Source organism: Peribacillus simplex (assembly GCF_001578185.1).
GTDB lineage: Bacteria > Bacillota > Bacilli > Bacillales > DSM-1321 > Peribacillus > Peribacillus simplex_A.
On record NZ_CP011008.1, the window covers coordinates 518,026 to 543,780 of the forward strand.

Below are 25,755 nucleotides of genomic sequence, written 5' to 3' on the forward strand. Positions count from 1 at the left end.
AGAATTTCTCCTCTAAATCTTTGTTTCCTTCGAAAATCAATTCGGATAAAAGCAGGCAATCTTCAGCGATCAGCCTGCCTTCCTCGGATTCGGCAGGAAATCCTATTTTGATGGTTAATTCTATACGTTTTATTAGGTTGATCCATTGTTTCGATATTATCTTTTTCCATCTTAGGTAGTTTGTCCAAGGTTTTCCGTTCTTCTTTGCTGAAGGATTGATCACGATTATGTTCTTTTCTTTTCATTGGCGGCAGCAGCAGCTCCCAATCGAGATCTCCTTCGACTTCTATGCTATTTAACAAGGTTTGGATGTTCTTAAGGGTTTTTTTCGCTTCCCTTATGCTTGATATCGTCTGTTGTTGTTGAAGAAGGAGCAATTCTTTGAAGGCCTTTTTATCCAACACGGTCTTTAAATCAGGAATTAAGGAAGGAGTATGGATGTTGGGGTTATCATGCTTCATTGTGCCTGTTTTCATTGAATTCTTGCTGAGAGAGCAGATAGACTCATTTTTTCGGAATGGTTTATATGCAGGAACGACCATGGGCTTCATTATGGCCATCGTTTTTATGACGGGTGTTTATTTCGTATGCTTAAGACCGTGTAGCTTATCTTGGAAGGAAGTGGGGGTTCGCCGATTTACGGCGTCTTACTGGGGGCCGATAGCAGGTTGGACCATTGTATTGATAATTAGCAGTATTATGGTGCTTGCCCTGATCATGGCGGTAGGAGGAACGTATAAAAATGAAAAAACGGAAAGTTTAAAACAGAAAGTTACAGTCTTTAATTTCTTCATAGGCTTCATTTCTGCCGCCATCATTTCTCCCGTTTATGAGGAGATCCTTTATCGGGGATTCATATACCGTTGGGTCAGAGTCCGAACGGGAAAGAGCTGGGGAATGTTCATCAGCTCCTTCCTTTTCATGGTCGTTCATATCCCTGCTTATAATACACTGATGGTCAATTTTATAAGCGGTTTGGTATTTGCTTGGGCATACGAAAAAACAGGGTCCATCTGGCCATCTGTTTTGATTCATGGATTATTTAACGGACTTGGCGGTGATATTGACGTTCTTAGAGTGAAATAACCAATACAGGAAAAGGAAAATATCGACAAAATAATGGGAAATACTTTACAAATCGTCTGTTTTGCTATTGCTAAAAAACATTATAATAACATATAATTCTGAATATACGTAAAATTCTTTAAATTAAAATGGATCATAGCCTAACTCCATATGATATGAAGATTTTTTAAGTAAACCATTGAGAGGAGATGGAAAAATGAAGGCGCTTAAGTCGGTTATTCTTTGGGGAATCATATCTGCATTGGGTGCGGTGAGTTTTGGTTTCGTCGCGCTAAACCGGGGGGAAAGCATCAATGCCATGTGGATTGTCACTGCAGCACTCTGTGTTTATTCGATTGCATACCGCTTTTATAGTAAATTCATTGCACAGAAAGTGTTTGAGCTAGATGATAATCGCCAGACTCCATCGGAAGCGAACAATGATGGGAAGGACTACGTGCCTACAAATAAGTGGGTGTTGTTTGGCCACCATTTCGCAGCAATTGCCGGAGCAGGCCCTCTTGTTGGACCCATCCTTGCAGCACAGATGGGGTATTTGCCAGGGACACTGTGGCTTGTAGTCGGAGTTGTATTAGCTGGTGCCGTGCAGGATTTCATCATTCTCTTCGGTTCGATGCGCCGTAACGGCAAATCATTGGGAGAGATGATCAAAGAGGAAATTGGACCGATTACAGGTTTGATAGCCATGATCGGTATTCTGGGTATCATGATTATTTTATTGGCGGTACTTGCCCTTGTTGTCGTAAAAGCGTTGGTGGGCAGTCCATGGGGCATGTTCACGATTGCCTCGACCATACCGATTGCAGTCCTCATGGGCATCTATATGCGCTACATAAGGCCGGGACGGGTTGGTGAAGGATCGATTATTGGAATCATACTATTGATGCTTGCATTATATTTCGGCCGCTTTGTATCTGAAAGCGCAACATTGGCACCGCTGTTCACTTTCAGTGGGGAAACGATCGCCATCATGCTGATTGTATATGGTTTCGTTGCCTCCGTTTTGCCGGTATGGATGTTATTGGCACCTCGTGATTACTTAAGCACATTCTTGAAAATCGGCACGATCATCGGACTTGCGCTTGGTATTTTCATTGTCATGCCGAGCCTTGAAATGCCTGCCGTCACTCAATTCATTGATGGAACAGGACCCGTTTTTTCAGGGAATTTATTCCCATTCTTATTCATAACGATCGCTTGTGGAGCGGTGTCGGGGTTCCATGCTCTCGTTTCATCGGGAACGACTCCGAAAATGATTGAACGTGAATCACATTCACGTCCAATCGGATACGGGGCGATGTTGACTGAGTCCTTTGTAGCCATCATGGCTATGATAGCAGCCTGTGTACTGACGCCAGGGATTTATTTTGCCATTAACAGCCCGGGCGCCGTTGTGGGAACGGAGCCGGCTCAAGTGGCGGCTACGATATCCGATTGGGGTTTCATTTTGACACCTGAAATGATTACCGGCCTTGCAGATGATGTTGGGGAAGAGACCATTTTATCCCGCACTGGCGGAGCGCCAACCTTTGCAATCGGTATGGCCCATATCTTCTCACAAGTGATTGGTGGAGCGTCCCTGATGGCGTTCTGGTATCATTTCGCGATCCTATTCGAGGCATTGTTCATATTGACCACCATTGATGCGGGAACCAGGGTAGGGCGTTTTATGATACAGGATATTATCGGCACCTTTTACAAGCCATTTGCCGAAACGAATAAATGGCTACCTAATATTATTGCGACTGCCATTTGTGTAATCGGTTGGGGGTATTTCCTATATCAAGGGGTCATTGATCCTCTTGGCGGAATCAATACCCTTTGGCCATTGTTTGGAATTGCGAACCAGATGCTTTCCGCCATTGCGTTGCTGCTTGGGACGACAGTCCTTTTCAAAATGGGCAAAAAAGCGTATACATGGGTCACTCTTGTGCCAACTACATTCTTATTGATAGTGACCATGACGGCTGGATGGCAAAAGCTTTTCCACGAAAACCCGGCGATTGGCTTTTTGGCACATAAGGATAAATTTAAAGCGGCCTATGATAACGGGGAAATTCTCGCTCCGGCAGCAAATCTATCTGAGATGAAACGGGTTATCGTCAATGATTATGTGGATGCTGCCCTATGTGCCATCTTCATGATCGTTGTGATCACTGTCCTGATTTCCGCCATTAAGTTATGGATAAAGGTCTTGAAGAACGAGAAAATAGATTTACATGAATCACCTTATGTATCGAGGTCATCATAAGGGAGGGAAGAAAATGTTGAAAAGATTAGTTAAGATTCTCAGCTACAGAAAGCAGTTCGTCAGTTTGCTTGTCGGCGTTCCGAGTTATGATACTTATGTGGCACATATGAGAGTGCACCATCCTGAAGATCCCGTGAAAACCAGGAAAGAATTTTTCTGCGAAGCCCAGGATGAACGCTATAACGCAAGGGGTGGGAAAGTGTCTCGTTGCTGTTAACTGAATATTTTTTTGAAGGGCCCTCAATAGGAGGGCCTTTTTTATTTGAATCTATGAACCCGGACATGAGTAGAGGGAGAAATATAACGACGATAGAATAAAAAAACTTTTAAAAAATTTTTAGGGCACGTTTCCTGGTTCTTTATTCAAAGCTAATGATGTTATTTAACCTAACATTATTAGTATGAAACATTAAAAAATAAGTTGAATTATTAGAAAATTAAGTTTATGATAAAAAATATAACATTTAATGTTAATAAACATAACATATACAAAAGCAAGGGGGAAAAACAGTATGCAAATGGCAGATTCAGTATTCATGTTTTTGGCGACGATGATGGTTTGGTTAATGACACCAGGGATTGCCCTATTTTATGGAGGGATGGTAAAAAGTAAAAATGTCCTGAATACGGCAATGCATAGTTACATGCCACTTGCTGTCATTTCGATTCTTTGGGTGCTGATTGGATATTCTTTATCATTTTCACCTGGTAATACATTTCTGGGCGGTCTGGACTGGGTTGGCTTAAATGATGTAGGCTTTGCACCTGGACCATACAGCGAAACAATTCCTCATAGTTTGTTCATGTTATTCCAAATGACATTTGCCGTTTTAACAGTATCGATCATTGCAGGTGGCATTGCTGAGCGGATGAAGTTTTCAGCATTCTTGATTTTTACGATCCTTTGGTCTTTATTCGTATACGCTCCTGTTGCTCACTGGGTATGGGGAGGCGGCTGGTTAGCAGAGCTTGGTACTCTTGATTTTGCAGGTGGCAACGTTGTTCATATTTCTTCGGGGGTTGCCGGTCTGGTTTTAGCGATTATGTTAGGTAAAAGGAAAGAGTCGGGGGACACTGCACCACATAATCTTCCTTTAACATTCCTAGGCGGATCATTAATATGGTTCGGTTGGTACGGCTTCAACGTCGGAAGCGCTCTGACAATCAATGAAGTGGCGATGAACGTATTCGTTAATACTGCTGTTGCAGCAGCAGCTGGTATCGTTGGCTGGCTGATCGTTGAGTATATGGCTAATAAAAAGGCGACATTGCTGGGGGCAGTATCCGGAGCTATTTCTGGGTTGGTTGCCATTACACCGGCTTGCGGATTTGTAACGCCTGCATCATCCATCATCATCGGGGTCATAGGCGGCGCCGTTTGTTTTTGGGGCGTATTCTTCTTGAAGAATAAACTGGGCTACGACGATGCTCTTGATGCTTTCGGATTACATGGGATCGGTGGAACTTGGGGTGGCATCGCTACAGGTTTATTCGCGACCACTTCCGTCAATAAAAGCGGGGCAAACGGTTTATTCTATGGAGATTTCAACCTATTGTGGAAGCAGCTCATAGCGATCGTTGTAACTTATATTTTCGTTGCCGTGGTCACATATATCATCGCTAAAGCCATTAACCTTTTCGTTCCGTTACGTGTCAGTGAAGAAGATGAGTACATGGGGCTTGACCTTACACTTCATGGAGAAAAAGCCTATCATGAATCAATTTAAAAGGGGGTTGATCATATGTCCGAGGTTTTAACGAAAATAGAAATCATTACACGTCCCATTAAATTTGAACAATTCAAAACGGAACTAGCAAAAATAGGGGTAAGCGGAATGACTGTTTCGGAAGTAAAAGGAACGGGTCTTCAGAAAAGTTATGTGGAAACATATAGAGGCAGAAATCGTGAAATGTCATTACATGACCGAATGAAGATTGAAATCGTCGTGTGTGAAGTTCCAGTTCAGGATGTTGTGGATGTAGCAAGGAAATTCTTGAGTACCGGTAAACCAGGTGACGGAAAAATCTTCATTTATGAATTGGCGAATGTTGTGAATATACGTACCGGAAAAGAAGGCCATGATGCGTTAAAGAATGAGATTTGATGCAGTGACTCAATCGACCAAATGTGCCGGATCCAATAAATAAAAGAAAGGGAGCTGAAAATGGGGAGACTGGTCCGAATTGTTAATGCAAAAAAACAGAAGATCGTTAATACGCTCATTTCAGAGGATGTATATCAACCTGATGACCGACCCTTTTTATTGGAATTACCATTAAAAAATTTAGAAGAAATTTTATCACTTCGAATAAAGTCCTCGTTTCAGGATCCCCGATTTAAAAAATAACCTTTTAGCCGTTTCCTTATGAAGGAGAACGGCTTTTTTATGCATCCCCATGGAAATCGAGGAGCTTTCCAACTATAATAGATAAAAGGACATAAATTTAAATCCAATTTTTTTGCCTTTTTTGATACTTTTCGCTTAGTTAATTCGTTTTTTCTTTAATTTGCGAAAAGTGAATTCGAAAAAATGTAAGTCCTCAAAAAAAAATATTCGCGAATGCCCTGTTTATGATGGGGGAAATTATTAATTTGTTCTTTTAAGAGGTGAAGGGAAATGGATCAATTTACGGTCGAATCCGTTTTAAATATCATCAGGGAGTTTGTTCCGAAGGATGCTTCAATTTCTGTGGCTGATTCCAAAAAATACATTTATTATCAACCGAGCAAACAAGTTGACCTAAGAATAAAACCGGGTGATTTAATTAGTGAAAACACGGCGACATATAAAGCTCTGAGTGTCCGTAAAAAAATAGGGGTGCAAGTTGAAAGTAATGTTTTTGGCGTACCCTACTATGGGCTGAGTGTACCTATTATGGACGAGGGCAATCCTTTAGGGGCGGTAACAGCCATTTTGCCTTCAAAGCCATTAATTTTACCGACATCATTCTTGACCATTAAAACAGATGAACGCTGGATACCGCTTCCTTATGATGAAATTATGTATTTGGAAGCTCAAAATAGGAAAACTAAAATTCAGTCCGAACGTGTGAGTGGATTTCATAAAATGAACTTAAGTGAATTGGAATACATTTTACCTAGTGAATTATTCATTCGTGTGCATCGTTCGTACATCGTCAATATTAACTATATACAGGAAATCCTTCCTGATTTTCATTCTACATTTTTACTAATAATGAAGGACAATTCCAAAATCCAAGTAAGTCAAACATATGCAAGTCAATTCAGAAGGGCTTTAGGATTTTAGTGTTACTCCTTTGTGTGAAATAAATGCTGGTTTATGCTCCATTTAAGGCTTTTCATTCAGAAATGAATGTAACTATTACACTGGCTTGGTAAAATTAAGTGTAAGAAAAGCGAAAAATGGGGGTCTTTTGTATGAACGAAAGCGTTTTCAAAAAAATTCGCAACGAACAATTTAAGGGGAAAGTAGTTACAGCGGAAGAAGCAGCTTCATGGATTAAAGATGGGATGAAACTCGGTATGAGTGGATTTACCCGTGCTGGTGATGCTAAAGTTATTCCAATGGCTCTGGTTGAAAGAGCTAAAACTGAAAAATTCAAAGTTGATGTTTATACTGGTGCTTCTTTAGGACCTGAAGTCGACCAACATATGGCGGAAGCTGGTATCATTAACAAACGCTTACCGTTCCAAGCGGACAAAGGCATTCGTAATAAAATCAATGCTGATGAAGTCACATATGTGGATCAGCATTTATCTCATACAGCTGAACAAGTCCGTCAAGGCATTGTCGGACCTATAGATTTTGCAATCATCGAAGCACTGGCGATTACAGAAGAAGGGTTAATCATCCCGACAACTTCTGTAGGTAACTCAGCCATATTCGTTCAAGAAGCTAAACATGTAATCATTGAATTGAACGTATCCCATCCAGAAGGATTGGAAGGGTTGCATGATATATATACACCAGCTAAACAAGGGGAACGCGAACCGATTCCTATGACTAGCGTAAGCGATCGTCTAGGTTCGATCGGTATTCAGGTTGACCCTGAAAAGGTAATGGGGGTCGTCGTTTCTACAGATCTTGATGCACCTTCTACAATCGTGCCGCCGGATGAAGAAACTGCAACCATCGCAAACCACCTTATTAACTTCCTTCGTGAAGAAATCAAGGCTGGTCGTTTAACTGAAAGCCTGGCTCCGCTTCAATCAGGTGTAGGATCAGTGGCAAATGCAGTATTCGCGGGCTTCCTTGATTCTGAATTTAAAGATTTGGAAGTGTATTCAGAAGTGCTGCAAGATGCGGTATTCGATTTAATCGATGCTGGAAAAGTTAAATTCGCTTCAGGTTGTTCGATTACATTAGCTGAAGAAAAAGGAAAACAGGTTTACGGTGAACTTGAGAAGTACCGTGATAAACTTGTTCTTCGTCCACAAGAAATATCTAACCACCCTGAGATCATCCGCCGTCTTGGTTTGATTTCAATCAATACAGCGTTAGAGTGTGATATCTACGGTAATGTAAACTCAACACATGTTTCTGGGACAAGAATGATGAATGGAATTGGTGGATCGGGAGATTTTGCCCGCAACTCACGCTTAGGTATTTTCGTAACGAAATCATATGCAAAAGGCGGCAATATTTCCAGTATCGTTCCTTTCGTTTCTCATGTGGATCACACTGAACATGATGTGGATGTATTAGTGACAGAGCAAGGGATCGCTGATTTACGCGGGTTGGCACCAAAAGAGCGCGTAGAGTTAATCATCGAAAACTGTGCGCATCCTGACTACCGTCCGCAGCTTCGTGCATACTTCACTGAAGCTGTTGCGCAAACTGGAGGACATCAAACTCCACATATTCTTGAAAAAGCATTCTCATGGCATACAAACCTAGCTAAAAACGGTACGATGCTTGAAGCAGTACTTCAAGATCAAAAATAAGAGTCAAACCCCCGCCATTAAAGCGGGTTTTTTTTTATTTGGATTCGCCCTTGTTACTTATCCACTTTATGAAATTTGTGGAAACCAATGAATCTTTCGTCAACTCCAATGGAATATTGAAAGGCAAATAGATTTTTCTCCTGTGCAATTTGTATGGTGTTTCCAATTAGTTCTTTTTCCTTCAACTTATAACGGATTTAAAGTGTAAAATGAAGCTTAACCATCAAAAAGGTAGGGAATGGCGTCATTATGATTTTTTCTTTTATTTTTGTATATAATTATTCATTCAAGTTATGGAAATATGGTAAACTGCTAACAATGAAAGATTATCATCATAGGATTTTCCGAATTTATGATGTTGTTTCCTTAGGGGAGTTAAATAGAATGGTAATAGTGGAGGAGATAATTTGTTCAAGACAAAACTGCATTTTTGGACGTTAGAGTTATTACTATTGTCTTTACTTTTTTATGTTGGTACAAAGATTTCTTTTCTTTTCGAACCAATAGTTATTTTTACATCTACATTGTTCTTTCCCATCTTGATTTCAGGTTTTCTCTACTTTTTGTTCAACCCCACTGTTGATTTCCTGGTTAAAAGAAGAGTGCCAAGGGGATTGGCCATAGTATTGCTTTATGTATTTTTCCTAGGATTGGTTAGTTTGTTGGTCGGTCTGGTTGGCCCATCACTTTCCAAACAGGTTACGGATTTAATCAATAACCTTCCGGATTATTTCAATCAAGTTAGGAAGTTCATTGAAGATTCAGCAGAGTCAAAATGGTTTTTGTGGACGGTGGAACAAGATTATGTCCCTTTGCAAGAAGTAGGAGATTCGCTTCAAAAATATTTGACGAATTTACCGAGTAATATAACGAACAGTTTATCTTCTGTTTTCAGCGTAGTGACGAATATAACATTAGTGGTCGTAACGGTTCCTTTCATCTTATTTTATATGTTGAAGGATGGGGATAAGCTTCCAAGCTCCATCATGAAGTTCGTACCGGTTCGCTATAGAAAACCAGCTTTAACAGTACTTCAGGAAACTGGCGGGACGCTTACTACATACATACAAGGACAGATGCTTGTTTGCTTGTTTGTTGGGATTGGAACGTTCATTGGGTATTTAATCATTGGTTTGCCTTACGCGTTCTTATTTGCGCTGATTGGTGCAGTAACTAATATCATTCCATATGTAGGTCCGTTTATCGGAGTGGCTCCTGCGGTCATAGTGGCATTGATTCATTCACCGGCCGAAGCGTTATTGGTCATTCTTGTTGTAACGGTCATCCAGCAACTGGATGGTAATTTCATTTCACCGTTAGTGATCGGGAAAAAATTGAACACACATCCGCTTACCATCATCATCCTATTGCTCGTCGCCGGAAATATTGCCGGTATCATCGGTATGATTTTGGCTGTTCCTACTTATTCCGTTGTTAAAACGATTGTATTGAATATCGTAAAATTCATCAGGATCAGGAAAGAGGAAAAGCTTGAAGAGGATATATTGGAATGAAAAAACGGGTCCGACTCATTTGAGTCGGCCCCGTTTTCTTAGTGAAGGAACGAAAGCTTATTAATTACAAACCTAACGAAATATATTTTACTTCAAGGTATTCTTCGATGCCTTGGTGTCCACCTTCGCGGCCGAGCCCACTTTGCTTGAATCCGCCAAATGGAGCTTGTGGAACGGAAGGAAGTCCGTCGTTCAATCCTACAATACCGAATTCAAGTGCCTCGGTGAATTTGATGCCTTTGGTGATATTTTCAGTGAATACGTAAGCTGCCAAACCGAAGATGGAGTCATTTGCCCTTTTGATTGCCTCTTCATCGGTCTTGAAGGATGCAATTGGAGCTAGTGGACCGAATGTCTCTTCCTTCATGCAAAGCATGCTGTCATCAATGTTGGACAGTACGGTTGGTTGAAGAAAAAGGCCGCCGATTGATTTTCCGCCAGCTTCGAGCTTAGCTCCGCTGCTGATTGCTTCATCAATTTGTTTTTGAACCTTATCCACTGCATTTTGATCGATAAGCGGACCGATATCGACGCCATCTTCCAATCCGTTTCCTACTTTTAGTTCTTTGACCCTGGCAACGAGCTTTTCGATAAAGGCTTCCTGAATGGCTTCGTGGACATAAATGCGATTTGAACAGACGCATGTTTGTCCAGCGTTACGGAATTTTGAACTGATGATGCCATCAACCGCTTTATTAAGGTCGGCATCTTCAAGAACGATCGCGGGGGCGTGACCTCCAAGTTCAAGCGAGATTTTCTTTACTGTGTCGGCTGAGCCCCTCATTAAGGTTTTACCGACTTCTGTAGACCCGGTGAACGTCAACTTACGGACCCTTTTATCTTGAAGCCAAGTTTCACCGATTTCTGATGATTTTCCTGTCACGACATTGATGACTCCTTTTGGAATCCCAGCTTCTTCCGCTAACTCAGCCATTTTTAAAGCTGTTATGGGAGTCAGGTTTGCTGGTTTAATGACGACTGTGCAGCCGACGGCAAGGGCTGGTGCCACTTTTCTTGTAATCATGGCTGCTGGAAAGTTCCAAGGCGTAATGACAGCTACAACTCCTACAGGCTGTTTAGTCACGAAAAGCCGCTTATTGGACACGGAAGCAGGAATCGTTTCGCCGTAGACCCGTTTCCCTTCTTCGGCAAACCAAGATAAAAAGCCATTTGCATATGTCATTTCGCCAAGAGCCTCTTTAAAGGGCTTGCCTTGCTCCTCAGTCATGATTTTGGCAAGTTCTTCTTTATTATCATCAATCAATCGATGCCATTTCCAAATTAGTTCTGCACGTTCGTAGACTGAGAGTGCTGACCAATCCGTAAAGGCATCATAAGCGGCATCTGCAGCCTTCGCTGCTTCAGTCGCACCGCCTTTAGGAACGGTGGCAACTATTTCATCCGTTGCCGGGTTTTTCACTTCCATTTTATCCAACCCAAAATCCGACCACTCACCGTTAATAAATAATCCGTAATCCTTCATGATAAAACCTCCTATTTTGGTTAAATCCATCAAACTACTAAAAAACTTTTAACTTTATACCTTTACCTGTTACATAAAAGTATAAACACTTTCCGATGATACTGAAATTTATTTGATTGGCTATTTTTTTGAAACTCGACTATTCCTTGTAGAAGGTGGAGGAGGAAGACATAAAAAAGAGGTGCAAGTTGCACACCTCTACATTCATGGTTTCGATTATTTTTCCGATGAGACGGCCACTTCACCCATATCACCTGAGATGGCTTGATTTGGATTGAATTCACCTTCGGATTTAGAAATGACCACAGTAGCAACACTGTTACCGATTAGATTAGTGATTGCGCGTGCTTCAGACATGAAGCGGTCGACTCCAAGAAGTAGTGCCATTCCTTCAACCGGAATCATTGGGAAGGCAGCTAATGTTGCAGCAAGTGTAATGAAACCGGATCCCGTTACACCAGCAGCTCCTTTGGACGTTAACATCAAGATTCCCAGAAGGGTTAATTCCTGCCAGATGCTTAAATCGATACCATAGGCTTGGGCGATGAAAATCGCTGCCATGGATAAGTAAATGGATGTGCCATCAAGGTTAAAAGAGTAACCAGTTGGGACAACTAAACCGACTACGGATTTTGAACAACCGTATTTTTCGAGTTTTTTCATCACGCTTGGGAGGGCGGATTCCGACGAAGATGTACCTAAAACTAAGAGGATCTCTTCTTTTAAATAGGCAATGAACTTGAAAATATTAAAGCCGTAGATTTTTGCGATCGAACCAAGGATAAGAATGATGAATAGTGCCATGGTGATATATACGCTACCCATTAATTGTCCTAAGGAACTTAGTGAACTAAGACCGAACTTACCGATTGTGTAAGCCATTGCCCCAAAAGCCGCCAATGGAGATACTTTCATGATCATACTGACTATGCCGAAGAAAATATCAGCAATATGTTGAAGGAAGGAGACGACAGGTTGTACTTTTGGTCCCATCGCCGCCATTGATAATCCGAATAATACGGCAAAGAATAAAATAGGGAGTAAGTCCCCGCCAGCCATTGCAGCAACAGCATTATCAGGGATGATGTTAGAAATGAAGGCCATTGCGCCATGTTCCGTTTCGGAAGCGGCTGTTGTATATTGTGATACATCGCCGCCTTCGACTGAATCGATGTTGAAACCTTTACCAGGTCCTAACATATTAACTACGATAATTCCGATAGCAAGGGCGAAGGTGGTAACGATTTCAAAATAGAGCAGGGCCTTTCCGCCGATGCGGCCCACCTTTTTCATATCGCCCATACCGCCAATCCCGATTACGACGGTTAGGAAGATGATTGGTGCAATGACCATTTTAATCATTTTAATAAATAAATCAGCTAATATCTTCAGCTGTTCACCAAAAGCAGGGAAGAAGATACCGACTGTTATACCCAAAATGATACCGATGATGACCTGAACTGTTAGATTTTTTAATATTTTCAAGGTACATTCTCCTTTGCTATATGATAGCGCTTTCTTAACTTGACTATAGTGTAACAGAATGAAGAATCAGAATATTCTTTTGGTGATATTGTTCTTTTTGGTCTTTTTGGTCTTGTGGATTTCAAATGATGGGTAGAGGAGGAAATGATAGTGATTTAGGTCTCATGTATACCTAAGCAGCATAAAAAAATACCGGCGGAGCTCCGGTATTGAGGAAAATCAATTTTCAAATGGTTTTATGAGTGCATAAAGGGCTCCAATCACAGGAAGTTTCAAACCAGCCTTGTCAGCAAGACGCAGTGCGCCGCCCTGTAAATGTTCTACTTCGAGGGTTTGGCCCTTCCTTCGGTCCTGATGCATGGAAGAGGTTGATTCATCCGGTAAACCTGCCATGTTTTTCAAAGCCTGAGCAATATTCTGCCTGGTAATCCCAACGTCATAAGCGTTTGCAAGTTCCTTCATTTCAACTAGGACATTTTCCAGCAATCCATTGGTTTCCGGGAATCTCCGTATCGTGCCGATAGGGAGGTTGGAGGCGGTTGTTACACCCGAGAAAGCGGTGATGAACATGTATTTGATCCACATCCTGATTAATATGTTTTCCGTCCTGCTAACCTCCATGATAGCTGTTCCGACCGCCTGTTCAAATTCATCACAAATCTTTTTCTGTGAAGGGTGAAGCGGGCCATAGATTAAATCGTGATTATCATTGGAGTGAATGACATGACCTTTTTCATCAAGGGTGGCAATGATGAAGGCACTTCCTCCCATGACGGCTTCATCGCCCAGTTCTTCCTGTAAAATGGATATATGCTCCAATCCATTCAAAAGCGGAAGGACCTTTGCGCCCTTTTCAACAAGGACCTTTAAATCTGTGAGGGTACCTTGCAGATGCTGGCCTTTTACGGCGAGAACCACAAGGTCAACCTTGTCTATATCAATTACATTTTCTGTGATATGCAGGTCGTTAAATTGATAGTTTCCATGTGGGCTTGATATGCTGATGCCGTTTTCTTTCAATTGTTCGGCACGTTTTTTTCGGACAAGGTATTGAACATGCTGACCAGCCTGCTGCAATCTGCCTCCAAAGTAAGAACCGAGTGCTCCGGCCCCTATAATGACAATATTCAAAGTGCACACCTCTCTTTTGGTTAAGATGTACTAATCATAACATTGACTGAATTTTCGGTAAATGTTTATCATTTAAGGGTAAACTAGCTGTTTTAAAGTGTGTAAGTGGAAAAAACAAAAGACCAGCCTGAAAGATATCAGGCTGGCACTTATCATTATTTATAGACTTTTACTTTAACCGTTTTTCTGCCCCAATTCATTGCTTTTGAATGAGAAGAGTAGAAGACGTCAATTTTATTCCCTTTGATTGCGCCGCCTTTATCTGCAGCAATGGCCTCCCCGTATCCTTCTACATGAACTTTAGTTCCTAGCGGAATGACCTTAGGATCGACTGAGATTGCTTTTGCGTTAGGGTTTTTCTTTAAGTTAAGACCTGATGCTGTAATACCGCTGCAACCTTTGCAGTTCGCTGTGTAAGCTGTCGCATTGACGGTGATCGTTTTATATTTCTTGGATGATGTTGTTTTAGCTTTAGCTTTAGGTTTAGCAGAGGTCGAAGTTTTCTTAACCTTCAAAACTTGATTTGGATGGATGTTATCTTTTTTCAGGTTGTTCCAACCTTTGAGTTGATTGACTGTTATATTATGTTTATTGGCGATACCCCATAGTGTGTCGCCGCTTTTAACTTTGTATGTAGTAGTAGCAGCCGATGAAACTCCGGAAAAACTAAATACCAGCAAGAAAGCAGTGAATAGTGGAAGTAGTATTTTTTTCAAAATGAATAGTCTCCTTTGTTTTAAATCGTAGACTTAGAATAACAGGTATATATGACAATAATGTTTCGGTGGAATAGTAATTGTGTTACAAAAACGTTTCCGTTGATAAATAAATGTAATGTAAACTAGGTCTAAAGGACTTGTCCATTAAATGGAAATGTACATTTATTATGTCAGTATGAGCGTTTTTTTTGTTTAATAATGTTGATACCATGGCATATTTTGTTTAATTATAAAAAAATTGGTTGATTGATACTTAGTTTTAAAGTCCTGTATATTTTGTAAAAATACAACGCGATAATAGACAAATACCTGCTGTATATTTTAGTGAGAGAGGATTTTTAGGAAATGAAAAAATCCGACATCTAATGATGCCGGATGTTAACATCCAAATGGATTAAGTTAAAGAAAATTCAGAAGCGAAGTCGACTAGCATTTTTTGATATACTGCCACAGATTCAAGATTAACGCATTCCCTATCTCCATGCCAGTTCTCACCTTTAGGTCCGAATTCAATGGCCGGTATATTATATGCCGCAAAAAAGACGGTATCTGCGGAGCCATGTTGTCCAAAAATGACAGCATCTCGATGGGTGTTCTTTTCGATAATCGGGCGAAGCAGTGTAATGAATGGGTCTGACTCTTCTGTTTTTACAGGTTTACTGTACATATTAAGGTGGAGATTCATTCCTGTCACACTTTCGATCTGAGCAATGATCTCTTCCATTGTTTGCGTAGGAAGATAGCGGATATCAAGACTGAGCAAACACGCATCCGGTACCTTATTGTAGACATCCCCACCTTTTATTTTTGCTAGGTTAATTGAAGGGGAAGAGTAAAGAGGGGTATGATCCCTGGTGAAAGGAAGTTCCTTTATTTTTTGATAGAGATCATAGGCCTTTTCGATTGCATTTACGCCTTCCCATGGTCGGCTTCCGTGTGCGGATTTGCCGGATACTTCAATATCGAGTCGAAGTGCACCCTTTGCCTGGAGACCGATTCCCAATTGTGTCGGTTCAGCGCATATTACGAAGTCCCCTCTGTAACCATGTTTCGCTAAATATCCAGAACAGTTCAACCCGCCAATTTCTTCATCTGATACAATCTGTAGCTGGATTTTCAAACCTAGGCCCTTATCTTTCAGTTCGGTAAATGCACACATCATCCCTGCAAGCCCAGCTTTCATATCGGCTGCCCCGCGTCCATATAAATTTCCTTCATGAACTTCAGGGAAAAATTGATCAGGCGTCCCGCTGACAACATCGACATGGCCATTCCAAATTACGGTTTTATCTCCGCTGCCAATCTCGCTAACAAGCATTTTATAACCGTTATTGACGATCACATTTACGGTAATTCCTTGTTTTTTAAGCCAGTTCGCACAGTATTCAACTGCTTCGTTGGCTCCTTCTTTCGATGAACTATCAATAGATACTAAATCCTTAAGTAACTCGATTAGCAAAAAGAAAACCCCCTAAAAATATGCATACTATTAGTATATATACCCTTTCTTAGTAAGGGTTAACTCAAAAATATTTTCTTGTTAAAAAACGTTTAACCTTTTCTTCCTGTGGGGTATGTAAAGGGGGAGCGACAATTTACATTCTTTAAGGAGGATGATAAATATGGATAAACGTATAATTGGTGTATATGAAACTGGAGAAGAAGCCATTAAGGCTGTTGAGTCATTGCAGGCACAAGGATATAACCGTGAAGATATTTCAGTAGTGGCGAAAGATAAAGAAGAATTAAAGACAGTGAATGAAGAAACGGGTACAAAGGTTGAAGAGGGACTTGCAGCAGGTGCGGCGACCGGAGGAATTTTGGGCGGTGCTGCCGGATTATTGGCAGGTGTGGGTGCACTGGCGATTCCGGGAATCGGACCGGTACTTGCAGCAGGGCCGCTTGCTGCCACATTAGCCGGAGCGGCTGTAGGTGCAAGTACTGGCGGATTGGCCGGTACATTAATCGGTATGGGCATACCTGAAGAAGAGGCGAATCGTTATGAAGCGGATGTTAAGGGTGGCAAGCTGCTTGTGTTAGTCGATTCGGATGCGAGTAAACCCAACTCTTCCTACTCAGGAATTACAGAGACCGATGAAACGCTAACGAACAGTAGAAGACCTCTTTAAATTGTAAGTTAAAAAAGGACGGATCCCGTTAGGGCCCGTCCTTTTTTTGATAGAATGTAAATTTCCGTATTTCCTTGTGCATATCCTGGGATAGGGCATCCAATTCACTAGCTAGGGCATTTAATTGTTCCATGGAAGCATTCGTTTGTTCTACGGAAGCAGATACTTCTTCAGTTCCTGCCGCAGTTTCCTGGCTGATCGAGTTTAATTGTTCTGCATTACTCGCCATTCGTGTGACCTCGGATACCATTTCGTTCATCATCTTTTTTATTTCGTCAAAATTGCTGAATGTATCCGCGATATAGGATACTTACCGATCCTATACAATTGATTCTCTGTTTTTTGAAAGAAGATTTCGAAAGAATCGTTCATTGATTTTACTTGCTCTTCCGTCGTTCCGGTAAGTACCTGGGTCGTCATATCGATACTATTTTTATAGCTCATGTAGGAGATGGCCATTCCGCTTATCATGATCAAAGCTAAAAAGGGAATCAATATTTGTTTTTTTAGCGAATTAAAATACCAGTCCTTCAGTCTTTTCATATGGACAATCCTCCTTATATACCTCTAATTAATTTTGGCTTCTATAGATATTTCGGTCTGTTTTCCCTTTTTTGAAGATTGAAGTTGGAAAATTGCCAATATAAATTTTGTCGGAATCTCCAACATAAATATAAGGTATTCTGCGGTTGGCATGGAGTGGAATATAGATGAAAAAAAAGAGCTGACCGCTATAGTCAACTCTTCCAATCATTGAATCTTATTCGACTTGGATATTTTTTGTCCTGCCCGTATACCATGTGTAAAACTCGTCAGCATATTCAATGGATACATCTTGGAGCTTTGTATGGTGCACAGGCTTGGAGCGGTTGATCGTTTCGATTGAGGCAAGCCCGAAAAGCTTTTGCAACTTCGTACGTTCCACCTCAATTTGAATGACCTTGCTTCTTTTGGTAATGAATAGTGATGTTTCCAAACTTCCGGACTTAAACTGAATAAACTCATCATTTAACAAGTAACGGCTATTTTTGTAATCTAGAATTCTCAATGTATAAATGATGGCGAGTAAAATCAGCGATATATACCATAGGGAGGGTTTGAAATAATAGATTGCCACTGTTGTGAGAATCCAGAAAAAGCTGGGCCGCAGCATTCGGATTTTGAAGGCCTGCTTCGATAGCGACTCCATTGACCGTTCCACTTTGTAAGCGGGTAAAATCTCTTCTACCATTCCATATGCCATTTCAATCGATAAAAAAGGATAGAGAGTATTTGTTTCTAGCTCTTCATCACCCGTACTTCCTGCGCTGATCAGTTTCACTTCTGCCAAGCCTAGCAACCTTTTAATGATTGATTGGGAGATTTCGACAGCTTGTACTTTTTCTTTCTGAATGGAAAAAGCAGATTCATCCAGTAGACCTTTCTTGATATATATACGATCGTGATCGGATGAAATTTCATATTTTCCATATTTAACGAATGTGGAAATGATTCCGAAGGCAACAGCTATACATATGAGGCCGACAAGAACGATGGTAATGATCCACCACGTATCCAATAACTTGGCAAAGAACCCTTCGGCATTCTCCAAATTGATAAAATCATCGAGTGTATTATATAACGTAGCCACAATTGGGATAAGAGCCAAAAAGCTGAGTGATGTAAAGGAAGCTTTCAGCACATCCTGTTTAGTTGGCGTGAAATGGATCGTTTTTTCAATTGGTTCCATATCCTCCGCTTTTCGTTCTTCGGGGCTATCCAATTCGATAACCTGAAGTTCCTGTTTTGAAGAATATTCCCCCTCAAGCCGTTCGGCCTCTTTTCGGGAAATAACCTCAAAAGGTAAGGTACCCTGATCACCAGTCATCCCTGTTTCGAATGTTAAAGAGGTTAAACGGAAAATCTTATGGAATACCGTCGTACGTTGTTGAACATTCTGTACCTTATGAAGCGGGACCGTTCGATAAGATTTCGAAAAGATCCCTGAGGTAATATAAATGGTTCCTTCTTTGATTTGATATTTATACGTATACCATTTAAGGATGATAGAAAGGACATTCCAAATCAGATAAACTAAAAAAACGATTTGGAGTACCTTCATATACATCTTTTCAGAACCGAAGTTCAGGACATAAAGCATGATTATGAAAAACACATTCCCTTTCAGCAATTTCCATAATTCGAAGGGGATTTTGAAAGGGTGTAATCGTTTTGCATGTTTTTCCATCGTTAATCCACTTCCTTAATTTTAGCGAAATGGGCAATTTTATCTCGTAATTCATACGCCTCTTTCTCGGGGATGGCAGGTATGTCATGTGAGTCCCCCATTGTTCCGATACTTAGTGAATAAAGGTTATATTTTCGCAAAAACGGGCCTTGGTTCAATTTGACGGACTGAACCTTTGTCATCGGAATGAGTTCATGCGTTTCACTCCAGGCTCCGCGTTTTGTTTGAATGAATTCTTCGTTCACGTCGTAACGCCAATACTTTTGCAACAAGATTGGTTCAATGAAGATGGACCAGATTGCATGGAAAAAAGATAATGTGATAAGTCCGTATAAAATCCATCCAATCCATTCTTTCCAAGCGAAATAATCATCAACATATAATAGGATGCAAAAGACGGCGAGGGTAATGAAATTGGTAATGGCTTCGGTCATCCGCCATACCTTCACGGATTCTTTGGAAATTTTCTTCGTTGGTGGCTGTATCTTTGAATACATATATTCACTCCTTACTATGTCTTTATACTTATACGGATTATCATTCAAAAAAGTTCCCTGTAATCGTACATGTAAATGAATCATGAAGTAAGGATCGCCAATTGGATTCCATTGAATGGCGGTCGAATAATCCTGCCTTTCTTGAGTATGTATAAATAGAGACCATCATGTGGAAATTTTCTTTTTTAAATGACCGTAGAATGGACAAGATAGAAATGGTGAGTTTTTAGAGTGGGAGTGATAGGTTTGACATATAAAAGGAAGTTGAGTTTTATATTCTTCCTGTTTTTGATTTGTTTTTTTAATGGAGAATCGATGCAGGCTGCGAATGATGATGGAAACCTAGGACAGGAAATTCAACAAATTCTGGATGATTCACCAGAGTTGGGAGGGGCGTTAACGGGAATTTCCATCCGATCAGCGGAATCGGGGGTAATGATTTATGAACGAGGGTCGCAAACAAGATTGCGGCCTGCTTCGAACCTTAAGCTTTTGACTGCAGCAGCTGCGCTGGAAACATTAGGGGAAGATCATGTTTTTCAAACGGAACTATACATAAAAGGGGTGCAGGTTGGCCATGTTCTGCAGGGGAATGTTTATCTGAAGGGAAAAGGAGATCCAACATTATTGGAAAAGGATTTTGATGAGCTGGCATCGTCACTGAAGCACAAGCAAGTTAAGCTCGTTCATGGAGATCTTATAGGGGATGATTCTTGGTATGATGATATCCGTTATTCCCGAGACTTGGTCTGGAGCGATGAACAGGAATATTACGGAGCAGCTGTTTCAGCTTTAACCGCTTCCCCGAATGATGACTACGATACCGGTACCATCATCGTGGAGATAACCCCCGGGGAAAAGGCTGGCAAAATGGCAAAGGTGATGCTGAAGCCTGAAACGGATTACGTGAAGATCATCAACAAAACGAAAACAGTAGCGGCAGACGGCAAACAGGAAATTGAAGTCGAACGGTCTCATGGCACAGATGTCATTACAATCACCGGGACCATTCCGGAGCATGCCGGGGTGACCGAAGAATGGATCTCAGTGAAAGATCCCACAGAATATGCCCTGAGCCTATTTGAAAAGTCAATGAAGAAACATGGAATTAAAGTGTTGGGAAAAAGGAAAAAAGGAAAAGCCCCTGTAGGAGCGGACTTGATCGCCACTCATCAATCCATGCCACTTTCACAACTGCTTATTCCTTTCATGAAATTGAGCAATAACGGCCATGCTGAGGTTTTGGTGAAAGAAATGGGCAAAGAAGCAGCAGGGAAGGGAAGCTGGAAAGATGGTTTGAAGGTCGCTCGAAATCAAATGAAGGGTTTGGGTCTCAATATGCAAACAATCAAGATGCGTGATGGATCTGGCATATCCCAAGTCAATATGATTCCAGCGAATGAATTAACGAAACTGCTATATGCCGTACAGGAGAAAACGTGGTTTCCTGCTTACTTGAACGCTTTGCCGATTGCAGGAAATGAAAAGCGGATGGTAGGCGGTACGCTTAGAAAGAGAATGAAAGGGACAAATGCAGCTGGGAACGTTCGTGCGAAAACAGGGACCATTTCAGGAACGAGCTCTCTATCAGGTTATGTGACGACCAAAAGAGGGGAAAGAGTCATATTTTCGATCATCGTGAATAATTTCATGGAAGAAAAGGGCATTACGGCAATCCAGGATAAGATAGCCGTGATGCTTGCAGAACAGGAAAAGCTATTGGTGAGCGGACTTTAGTATCCATTTTGAAAGGTAATCTTGAAGTTCAGAAAAATCTGCGATGAACAGATCAGCATCAGCCAATTCATTTTCTTCGGCAAATCCAAATTGGCAGCCTACAGCCGATAAGCCATTTTTCTTTGCTGCCTCGATGTCGGATTTCCGATCCCCAATCACAATGGCGCTATCAATTCGATAGTCTTTCAACAACATTTGCACTAATTCGGTCTTCGAGCCTTTCGAGGACCTTTCCACGCTATATATGTCCGTAACGAATTCATGCAGCCCAAAATAAGAACAGATTTCTTCCAGGTACTTTACTAGACCGTTGCTAGCAATGAAAATGGAAATTCCAAGCTGTTTGATCGTTGACAAGGTCTCCATGACGAGGGGGAAAAGCTGACCATTCCCTTGTTTGATTTCTTGAATCAAGCAATCTAAAAAAAGTTGGTCAGCCTGTCGGCGAATATGATCGGGATGCTTAGGTAATAGAGTTTCCCATACGACTGTCAGCGGCACGCCCATTATCTCTTGATACTTGGCAAGGGGGGTATTCCCCGTCCAGCTCCCTTCTGATCGAAGTATCTCAAATGTTCTTTCAAGTGAAGAACCTAATATCTTGTTTGTTTGAAACAAGGTGCCGTCCATATCGAAAATGGCGGCAAATTGGATTCTGTTCATTACTAGCACCTTCTTCTTAGTTTTTTTCATTTTATCCCCACAAGGAAGGAATATAAGGGAGGACGAATAGAAATAAGTAGTATAGGAGGAATGCTTATGAACTTTCCAACACTTAATGGACAGTATACGATTAAAAATCTTATTGCTGAAATTCACGAAATTTCCCAAAAAAGATCTCCATATATTATGGCCATCGATGGTCGGGGCGGGTCTGGAAAAAGTACACTCGCTTCCCTTATCCATGCAAAGTATCCAGGTAGCGCAGTCGTTCATATGGATGATTTTTATTTGCCATCATCGAAAAGGATCCAGTTGCCCCCAGCCCAAAAACAGATTGGAGCGGATTGTGATTGGGAACGGGTTTTTAACCAAATCCTAAAACCGCTTACCGTAGGGAATGATGCAAGGTATCAAAGGTATGATTGGGAAACGGACACTATGGCCGAATGGCATATCGTTCCTGCTGGAGGCCTTGTCATTATTGAAGGGACGTATTCTATCCGTAAAGAATTGGCAGGGTCCCATGATTTCACGATATGGGTGGAATGTCCCCGCGATCAGCGCTTGAAACGTGGTCTCGAGCGGGATGGTGAAGATGCGCGTCAAATGTGGGAGGATAATTGGATGGTTCACGAAGATCTATATGTCGACGCGCAAAGGCCGCAAGAAAGAGCGAATCTTGTTGTGGACGGAATGAGCTGAATCCTGGGATATCTGGAAAGTCACTTTTAATTGTAAGTGTTTACCTGTAAAATTCATATTGAATTTTTAGATAAATTTCTGGGAAGCCAGAAGCATGGGGGGAAATTATGTTTAATAATGAAGAACAAGCAGCCGTATATAAAGCCATTTATAACCGAAGGGATATCAGGAGTTTTTTGCCCAAGCCCATTTCAAAGGATATACTCCGCAGAATCTTGGATGCTGCACATCATGCGCCGTCTGTAGGATTCATGCAGCCTTGGAGTTTCATTGTAATTTCATCTCAGGAAACCAAGAACAGTTTGGCATGGGCAGCGGATAAAGAAAGAAGGGCACTAGCTATTCATTATGAAGGGGGTAAAGAAAATAAGTTTCTTAGTTTGAAAGTGGAAGGGTTAAAAGAAGCACCCTACACCATTTGTGTAACATGTGACCCGACACGTGGCGGCTCCCATGTTTTGGGGAGGAACTCTATTCCGGAAACGGATATCCTATCAACGGCCTGTGCAATTCAAAATATGTGGCTGGCTGCCTGTGCGGAAGGATTGGCAATGGGATGGGTAAGCTTTTATAAGAAGAATGATATTCGTGACATTTTGGAGATTCCGCCGCATGTAGAACCCATTGCACTCATGTCAATTGGCTATACGGATCAATATCCGGATAAACCCATTCTTGAACTTGCCAATTGGGAAAAAAGAAGGCCGATGGATGAACTTATTTTCGAGGATAAATGGGGTAAAAGATGAAACTTTTATAATAAATGAAGGACATGGATTCTGAATCCTCTTCGAGTGAACTGGGGAGGGTTTGGGAAAATCAGTTACACAGGTATTGGAAAGTTAATCTTAACAAAGTTATAAAGCCCCTGGATTAGGGGTTTTTGTTGTGAGGAAATGGTTTTCTGAGAAAAAAACAGAAGGGCACTCATTCATTATGGGCGATTAAAAAGATTAATCCTGTTGACACATTTACGTTGGAGGGGAAGGCAACGGACCTGCAGCCATCACGAAGTGGTTGTAAATGAAAGAAGCAGTGGAAATATAAAAGGCTCTTTCGGAAGATACATATTCTGAAAGAGTCTTATTGAATGTACGTATTCAATAATTTCCGAGGATCCTGGTAAGCCTTTGTGAACACCGATAAACTAAAAATAAAAACTGGCTGCACTTTTAACGTTGTAAGTTTTTTGATTTTAAAGTCGCCTTTTGGAGGATTCAGGTATACCGAGATCTTCATGGTTTTCTTGTAGGTTTTTCTGCTGAATCCGGTTAGTGCTTTTTATCGATCGTATATGCCAATTCATTAATCCTTAAGCTCCCACAGCTGAATGAGTAAACAATCAGTCAGATCTTTAGCCCCAACTCCAATGGGGCCAAGGAATTGCAATACTTGATTCATATCTTCTATTTCTACCACGGACACGGAAAATGCGAGGCAGCCCAATTTACATCCAATTCAAGAAATCCATATTCATTTAAGCCCCCCATTGGGGAATCTCCCTTTCGATAGCTTTCAAGGATCTTAGCATGCTCGTTTCTTCTAGTTTTTCCAGTGTTTCTGCTTTGCTGGAATAATAATCGTTCGGGTTGTAAACATCGTCGCCGTTGAAACTCGACAATATGCCTGTCATTTAGCACTTAATGTAATGGATGGGGTGATTAATGATTTGAATACGAATCGAATGATTTATATATGAATCAATACTTGCTCGTGATGATTTGATTATGAATCGTTGTACCTTGAATACCTTTAATATAAGACTCATATAATTTGGCATGCATCTTGCTATATCTATATATATAAATATAAAAATAAATTAGCTTGAAAAAAATCCATAACATGAGAAGGGTGTTTTTTACATGATTAAAGAGAAGACGGGTATTCAGGAATTAATCGATTTGGACAAAAAGCATTTTATTCATCCGACTACGGCAATCGAGCAACAGCAGGCAGATGGTCCAAGTTTCATCTTTAAGGAAGGGAAGGGAATATATCTTACGGATGTCACGGGCAGGACAGTCATTGATGGCATGGCTTCACTTTGGAATGTGAATATTGGACATGGACAAGAAGAGATGGCTGAAGTCGCGAAGGAACAAATGGCGAAGCTAGCTTTCACCTCAAGTTTCGCCACTTTCAGCAATGAGCCGGCAATCCGGTTGGCGGCCAAAATCGCTTCCATCGCTCCTGGGGATTTGAATGCAGTTTTCTTCACTTCAGGTGGATCAGAGTCGAATGATACGGCCATCAAACTTGCTCGTCATTACTGGCTTTTGAAAGGGCAGCCTAATCGTCAAAAAATCATTTCCCGCTCGAAATCCTATCATGGAGTGGCAATGGGAGCTACAAGTGCGACTGGCCTGAAGCCGTTCCGGGACTTCACGAATTCAATCGCACCGGATTTTTACCATGTGGACGGTTCTTCCATTGAAGAGTTGCGTAAGGTCATAGAACAGGAAGGACCAGAAACGATTGCGGCATTTATCGCTGAACCGATTCAAGGGGCCGGTGGCGTGAACCTTCCTCCTGAAGGCTATTTTAAGGAAGTAAGGGAGATTTGTAATGAATACGGCATTTTAATGGTGACGGATGAAGTCATTACAGGTTTCGGAAGAACAGGGACTTATTTTGGGATTGAACATTTTGGTGTTGTACCTGATATGATGTGCTTCGCAAAAGGTGTGACGAGCGGATATGCACAGTTAGGCGGTGTCGTCCTGAATGATAAGATGCATCAGGATTTCATTGCCCTTTCAAAAGGTACGCTTTTACACGGCTACACATACAGCGGGCATCCTATGGCTTGTGCGGTTGCTTTGAAAAATATTGAAATAATTGAACGTGAAAACTTGATAGAAAACTCGAAACAGCGTGGTGAAGAGTTGCTTGCCGGCTTCAAGAAGCTTCAAAGCAAACACCCGATTGTTGGTGATGTCAGGGCACTTGGATTAATTGGAGGCATCTCCATCGTAAAGGACAAACAAACAGGTGAAGGCTTTGAGACACAGCTTGCTCCAAGACTGGTTGCTGAAGCGGCGAAGAATGGTTTGATTTGCCGGTCTGTTACGTTTGATCAAGATACACTCGTATTCGCCCCACCTTTAATTATTACTAAATCGGAAGTCGAAAGAATAATTGAAATCCTTGATGAGACATTTACTGCTGTTGAAAAAGAAATATTATAAGAGGTGAAAAGGATGG

25 protein-coding genes are annotated in these 25,755 nt (G+C 41.3%); 13 read left to right on the top strand and 12 right to left on the bottom strand.

The features are described 5' to 3' along the window. Window positions 1-62: 62 nt before the first annotated feature. Window positions 63-461, bottom strand: a complete 399-nt coding sequence (locus UP17_RS02460) for a hypothetical protein (RefSeq protein ID WP_081108672.1) — start codon at window positions 459-461, stop codon at window positions 63-65. On the opposite strand from UP17_RS02460, the gene UP17_RS02465 reads away from it, so the two are divergent. The 8 genes from UP17_RS02465 to UP17_RS02505 all read left to right on the top strand — a co-directional run bounded on the left by UP17_RS02465 (window position 439) and on the right by UP17_RS02505 (window position 9,778). Continuing rightward, window positions 439-1,086 carry a CPBP family intramembrane glutamic endopeptidase gene (locus tag UP17_RS02465; protein WP_081108673.1) on the top strand — a complete coding sequence of 216 codons (648 nt, stop codon included), beginning with the start codon at window positions 439-441 and terminating at the stop codon, window positions 1,084-1,086. The two genes, UP17_RS02460 and UP17_RS02465, sit on opposite strands and share 23 nt — an antisense overlap. A 196-nt stretch (window positions 1,087-1,282) precedes the next feature. Then, a complete protein-coding gene (locus UP17_RS02470) occupies window positions 1,283-3,337 on the top strand; it encodes a carbon starvation CstA family protein (protein ID WP_061461411.1) in 2,055 nt (684 codons plus the stop codon). Window positions 3,338-3,350: 13 nt separating this feature from the next. Next, complete coding sequence (locus tag UP17_RS02475; RefSeq protein WP_061461413.1) at window positions 3,351-3,554, top strand: YbdD/YjiX family protein; 204 nt, start codon at window positions 3,351-3,353, stop codon at window positions 3,552-3,554. Window positions 3,555-3,849: 295 nt separating this feature from the next. Further along, the gene (locus UP17_RS02480; RefSeq protein WP_061461415.1) at window positions 3,850-5,064 is read left to right on the top strand and encodes an ammonium transporter; all 1,215 of its coding nucleotides are present in this window, start codon (window positions 3,850-3,852) and stop codon (window positions 5,062-5,064) included. Window positions 5,065-5,079: 15 nt separating this feature from the next. Further along, window positions 5,080-5,442: a P-II family nitrogen regulator gene (locus tag UP17_RS02485; RefSeq protein WP_061461417.1), complete on the top strand. Its 363-nt coding sequence runs from the start codon at window positions 5,080-5,082 to the stop codon at window positions 5,440-5,442. A 513-nt stretch (window positions 5,443-5,955) separates the two neighbouring features. Continuing rightward, window positions 5,956-6,606 (top strand): LytTR family DNA-binding domain-containing protein, encoded by a 651-nt coding sequence (locus UP17_RS02495; RefSeq protein ID WP_061461422.1) that lies wholly within the window; start codon window positions 5,956-5,958, stop codon window positions 6,604-6,606. Between the two features lie 131 nt (window positions 6,607-6,737). Next, window positions 6,738-8,264: a succinyl-CoA:acetate CoA-transferase ScpC gene (locus UP17_RS02500; RefSeq protein ID WP_061461424.1), complete on the top strand. Its 1,527-nt coding sequence runs from the start codon at window positions 6,738-6,740 to the stop codon at window positions 8,262-8,264. A 407-nt stretch (window positions 8,265-8,671) separates the two neighbouring features. Then, complete coding sequence (locus UP17_RS02505; protein ID WP_061461426.1) at window positions 8,672-9,778, top strand: AI-2E family transporter; 1,107 nt, start codon at window positions 8,672-8,674, stop codon at window positions 9,776-9,778. 64 nt (window positions 9,779-9,842) lie between these two features. On the opposite strand, the gene UP17_RS02510 is transcribed toward UP17_RS02505, so the two are convergent. The 5 genes from UP17_RS02510 to UP17_RS02530 form a co-directional block, all read right to left on the bottom strand. Continuing rightward, the gene (locus UP17_RS02510; RefSeq protein ID WP_061461428.1) at window positions 9,843-11,261 is read right to left on the bottom strand and encodes an NAD-dependent succinate-semialdehyde dehydrogenase; all 1,419 of its coding nucleotides are present in this window, start codon (window positions 11,259-11,261) and stop codon (window positions 9,843-9,845) included. A gap of 216 nt (window positions 11,262-11,477) precedes the next feature. Further along, window positions 11,478-12,746, bottom strand: a complete 1,269-nt coding sequence (locus tag UP17_RS02515) for a dicarboxylate/amino acid:cation symporter (RefSeq protein WP_061461430.1) — start codon at window positions 12,744-12,746, stop codon at window positions 11,478-11,480. A gap of 219 nt (window positions 12,747-12,965) precedes the next feature. After that, window positions 12,966-13,886: a ketopantoate reductase family protein gene (locus UP17_RS02520; RefSeq protein ID WP_349817585.1), complete on the bottom strand. Its 921-nt coding sequence runs from the start codon at window positions 13,884-13,886 to the stop codon at window positions 12,966-12,968. A 146-nt stretch (window positions 13,887-14,032) separates the two neighbouring features. After that, the gene (locus UP17_RS02525; protein WP_061461434.1) at window positions 14,033-14,593 is read right to left on the bottom strand and encodes a 3D domain-containing protein; all 561 of its coding nucleotides are present in this window, start codon (window positions 14,591-14,593) and stop codon (window positions 14,033-14,035) included. A gap of 397 nt (window positions 14,594-14,990) precedes the next feature. Continuing rightward, on the bottom strand, window positions 14,991-16,055 hold the full coding sequence (locus tag UP17_RS02530; RefSeq protein WP_061461436.1) for a M20 family metallopeptidase: 1,065 nt from the start codon (window positions 16,053-16,055) through the stop codon (window positions 14,991-14,993). Window positions 16,056-16,218: 163 nt separating this feature from the next. Between UP17_RS02530 and UP17_RS02535 the strand changes: the two genes are divergently transcribed. Further along, window positions 16,219-16,725 carry a YflT domain-containing protein gene (locus tag UP17_RS02535; RefSeq protein ID WP_061461438.1) on the top strand — a complete coding sequence of 169 codons (507 nt, stop codon included), beginning with the start codon at window positions 16,219-16,221 and terminating at the stop codon, window positions 16,723-16,725. 28 nt (window positions 16,726-16,753) lie between these two features. Here UP17_RS02535 and UP17_RS02540 read toward each other — a convergent pair whose 3' ends face one another. From UP17_RS02540 to UP17_RS02555, 4 genes are all read right to left on the bottom strand, one after another. Further along, entirely contained in the window at window positions 16,754-16,987 is a 234-nt protein-coding gene (locus UP17_RS02540; protein ID WP_155727182.1) for a methyl-accepting chemotaxis protein, read from the bottom strand. A 5-nt stretch (window positions 16,988-16,992) separates the two neighbouring features. Then, on the bottom strand, window positions 16,993-17,268 hold the full coding sequence (locus UP17_RS02545) for a hypothetical protein (RefSeq protein ID WP_061461442.1): 276 nt from the start codon (window positions 17,266-17,268) through the stop codon (window positions 16,993-16,995). A gap of 217 nt (window positions 17,269-17,485) precedes the next feature. After that, window positions 17,486-18,952: a PH domain-containing protein gene (locus UP17_RS02550; RefSeq protein WP_061461443.1), complete on the bottom strand. Its 1,467-nt coding sequence runs from the start codon at window positions 18,950-18,952 to the stop codon at window positions 17,486-17,488. Window positions 18,953-18,954: 2 nt separating this feature from the next. After that, window positions 18,955-19,449, bottom strand: coding sequence for a PH domain-containing protein (locus UP17_RS02555; protein WP_061461445.1), 495 nt, complete (start codon window positions 19,447-19,449; stop codon window positions 18,955-18,957). Window positions 19,450-19,695: 246 nt separating this feature from the next. Between UP17_RS02555 and dacB the strand changes: the two genes are divergently transcribed. Then, window positions 19,696-21,186, top strand: a complete 1,491-nt coding sequence (gene dacB / locus UP17_RS02560) for a D-alanyl-D-alanine carboxypeptidase/D-alanyl-D-alanine endopeptidase (protein WP_061461447.1) — start codon at window positions 19,696-19,698, stop codon at window positions 21,184-21,186. Here dacB and UP17_RS02565 read toward each other — a convergent pair. Beyond that, the gene (locus tag UP17_RS02565; RefSeq protein WP_061461449.1) at window positions 21,166-21,849 is read right to left on the bottom strand and encodes an HAD hydrolase-like protein; all 684 of its coding nucleotides are present in this window, start codon (window positions 21,847-21,849) and stop codon (window positions 21,166-21,168) included. The two genes, dacB and UP17_RS02565, sit on opposite strands and share 21 nt — an antisense overlap. 96 nt (window positions 21,850-21,945) lie before the next feature. Here UP17_RS02565 and UP17_RS02570 point away from each other — a divergent pair, with 96 nt between their 5' ends. Then, on the top strand, window positions 21,946-22,551 hold the full coding sequence (locus UP17_RS02570; RefSeq protein ID WP_061461450.1) for a uridine kinase family protein: 606 nt from the start codon (window positions 21,946-21,948) through the stop codon (window positions 22,549-22,551). A gap of 107 nt (window positions 22,552-22,658) precedes the next feature. Further along, window positions 22,659-23,300, top strand: coding sequence for a 5,6-dimethylbenzimidazole synthase (gene bluB, locus UP17_RS02575; RefSeq protein WP_061461453.1), 642 nt, complete (start codon window positions 22,659-22,661; stop codon window positions 23,298-23,300). A 556-nt stretch (window positions 23,301-23,856) separates the two neighbouring features. Here bluB and UP17_RS29410 read toward each other — a convergent pair. Continuing rightward, a complete protein-coding gene (locus tag UP17_RS29410; RefSeq protein WP_349817598.1) occupies window positions 23,857-23,976 on the bottom strand; it encodes an RNA polymerase factor sigma-54 in 120 nt (39 codons plus the stop codon). Between the two features lie 437 nt (window positions 23,977-24,413). On the opposite strand from UP17_RS29410, the gene UP17_RS02580 reads away from it, so the two are divergent. Beyond that, entirely contained in the window at window positions 24,414-25,739 is a 1,326-nt protein-coding gene (locus tag UP17_RS02580) for an aminotransferase family protein (protein ID WP_061461455.1), read from the top strand. The last annotated feature ends 16 nt before the right edge of the window (window positions 25,740-25,755 follow it).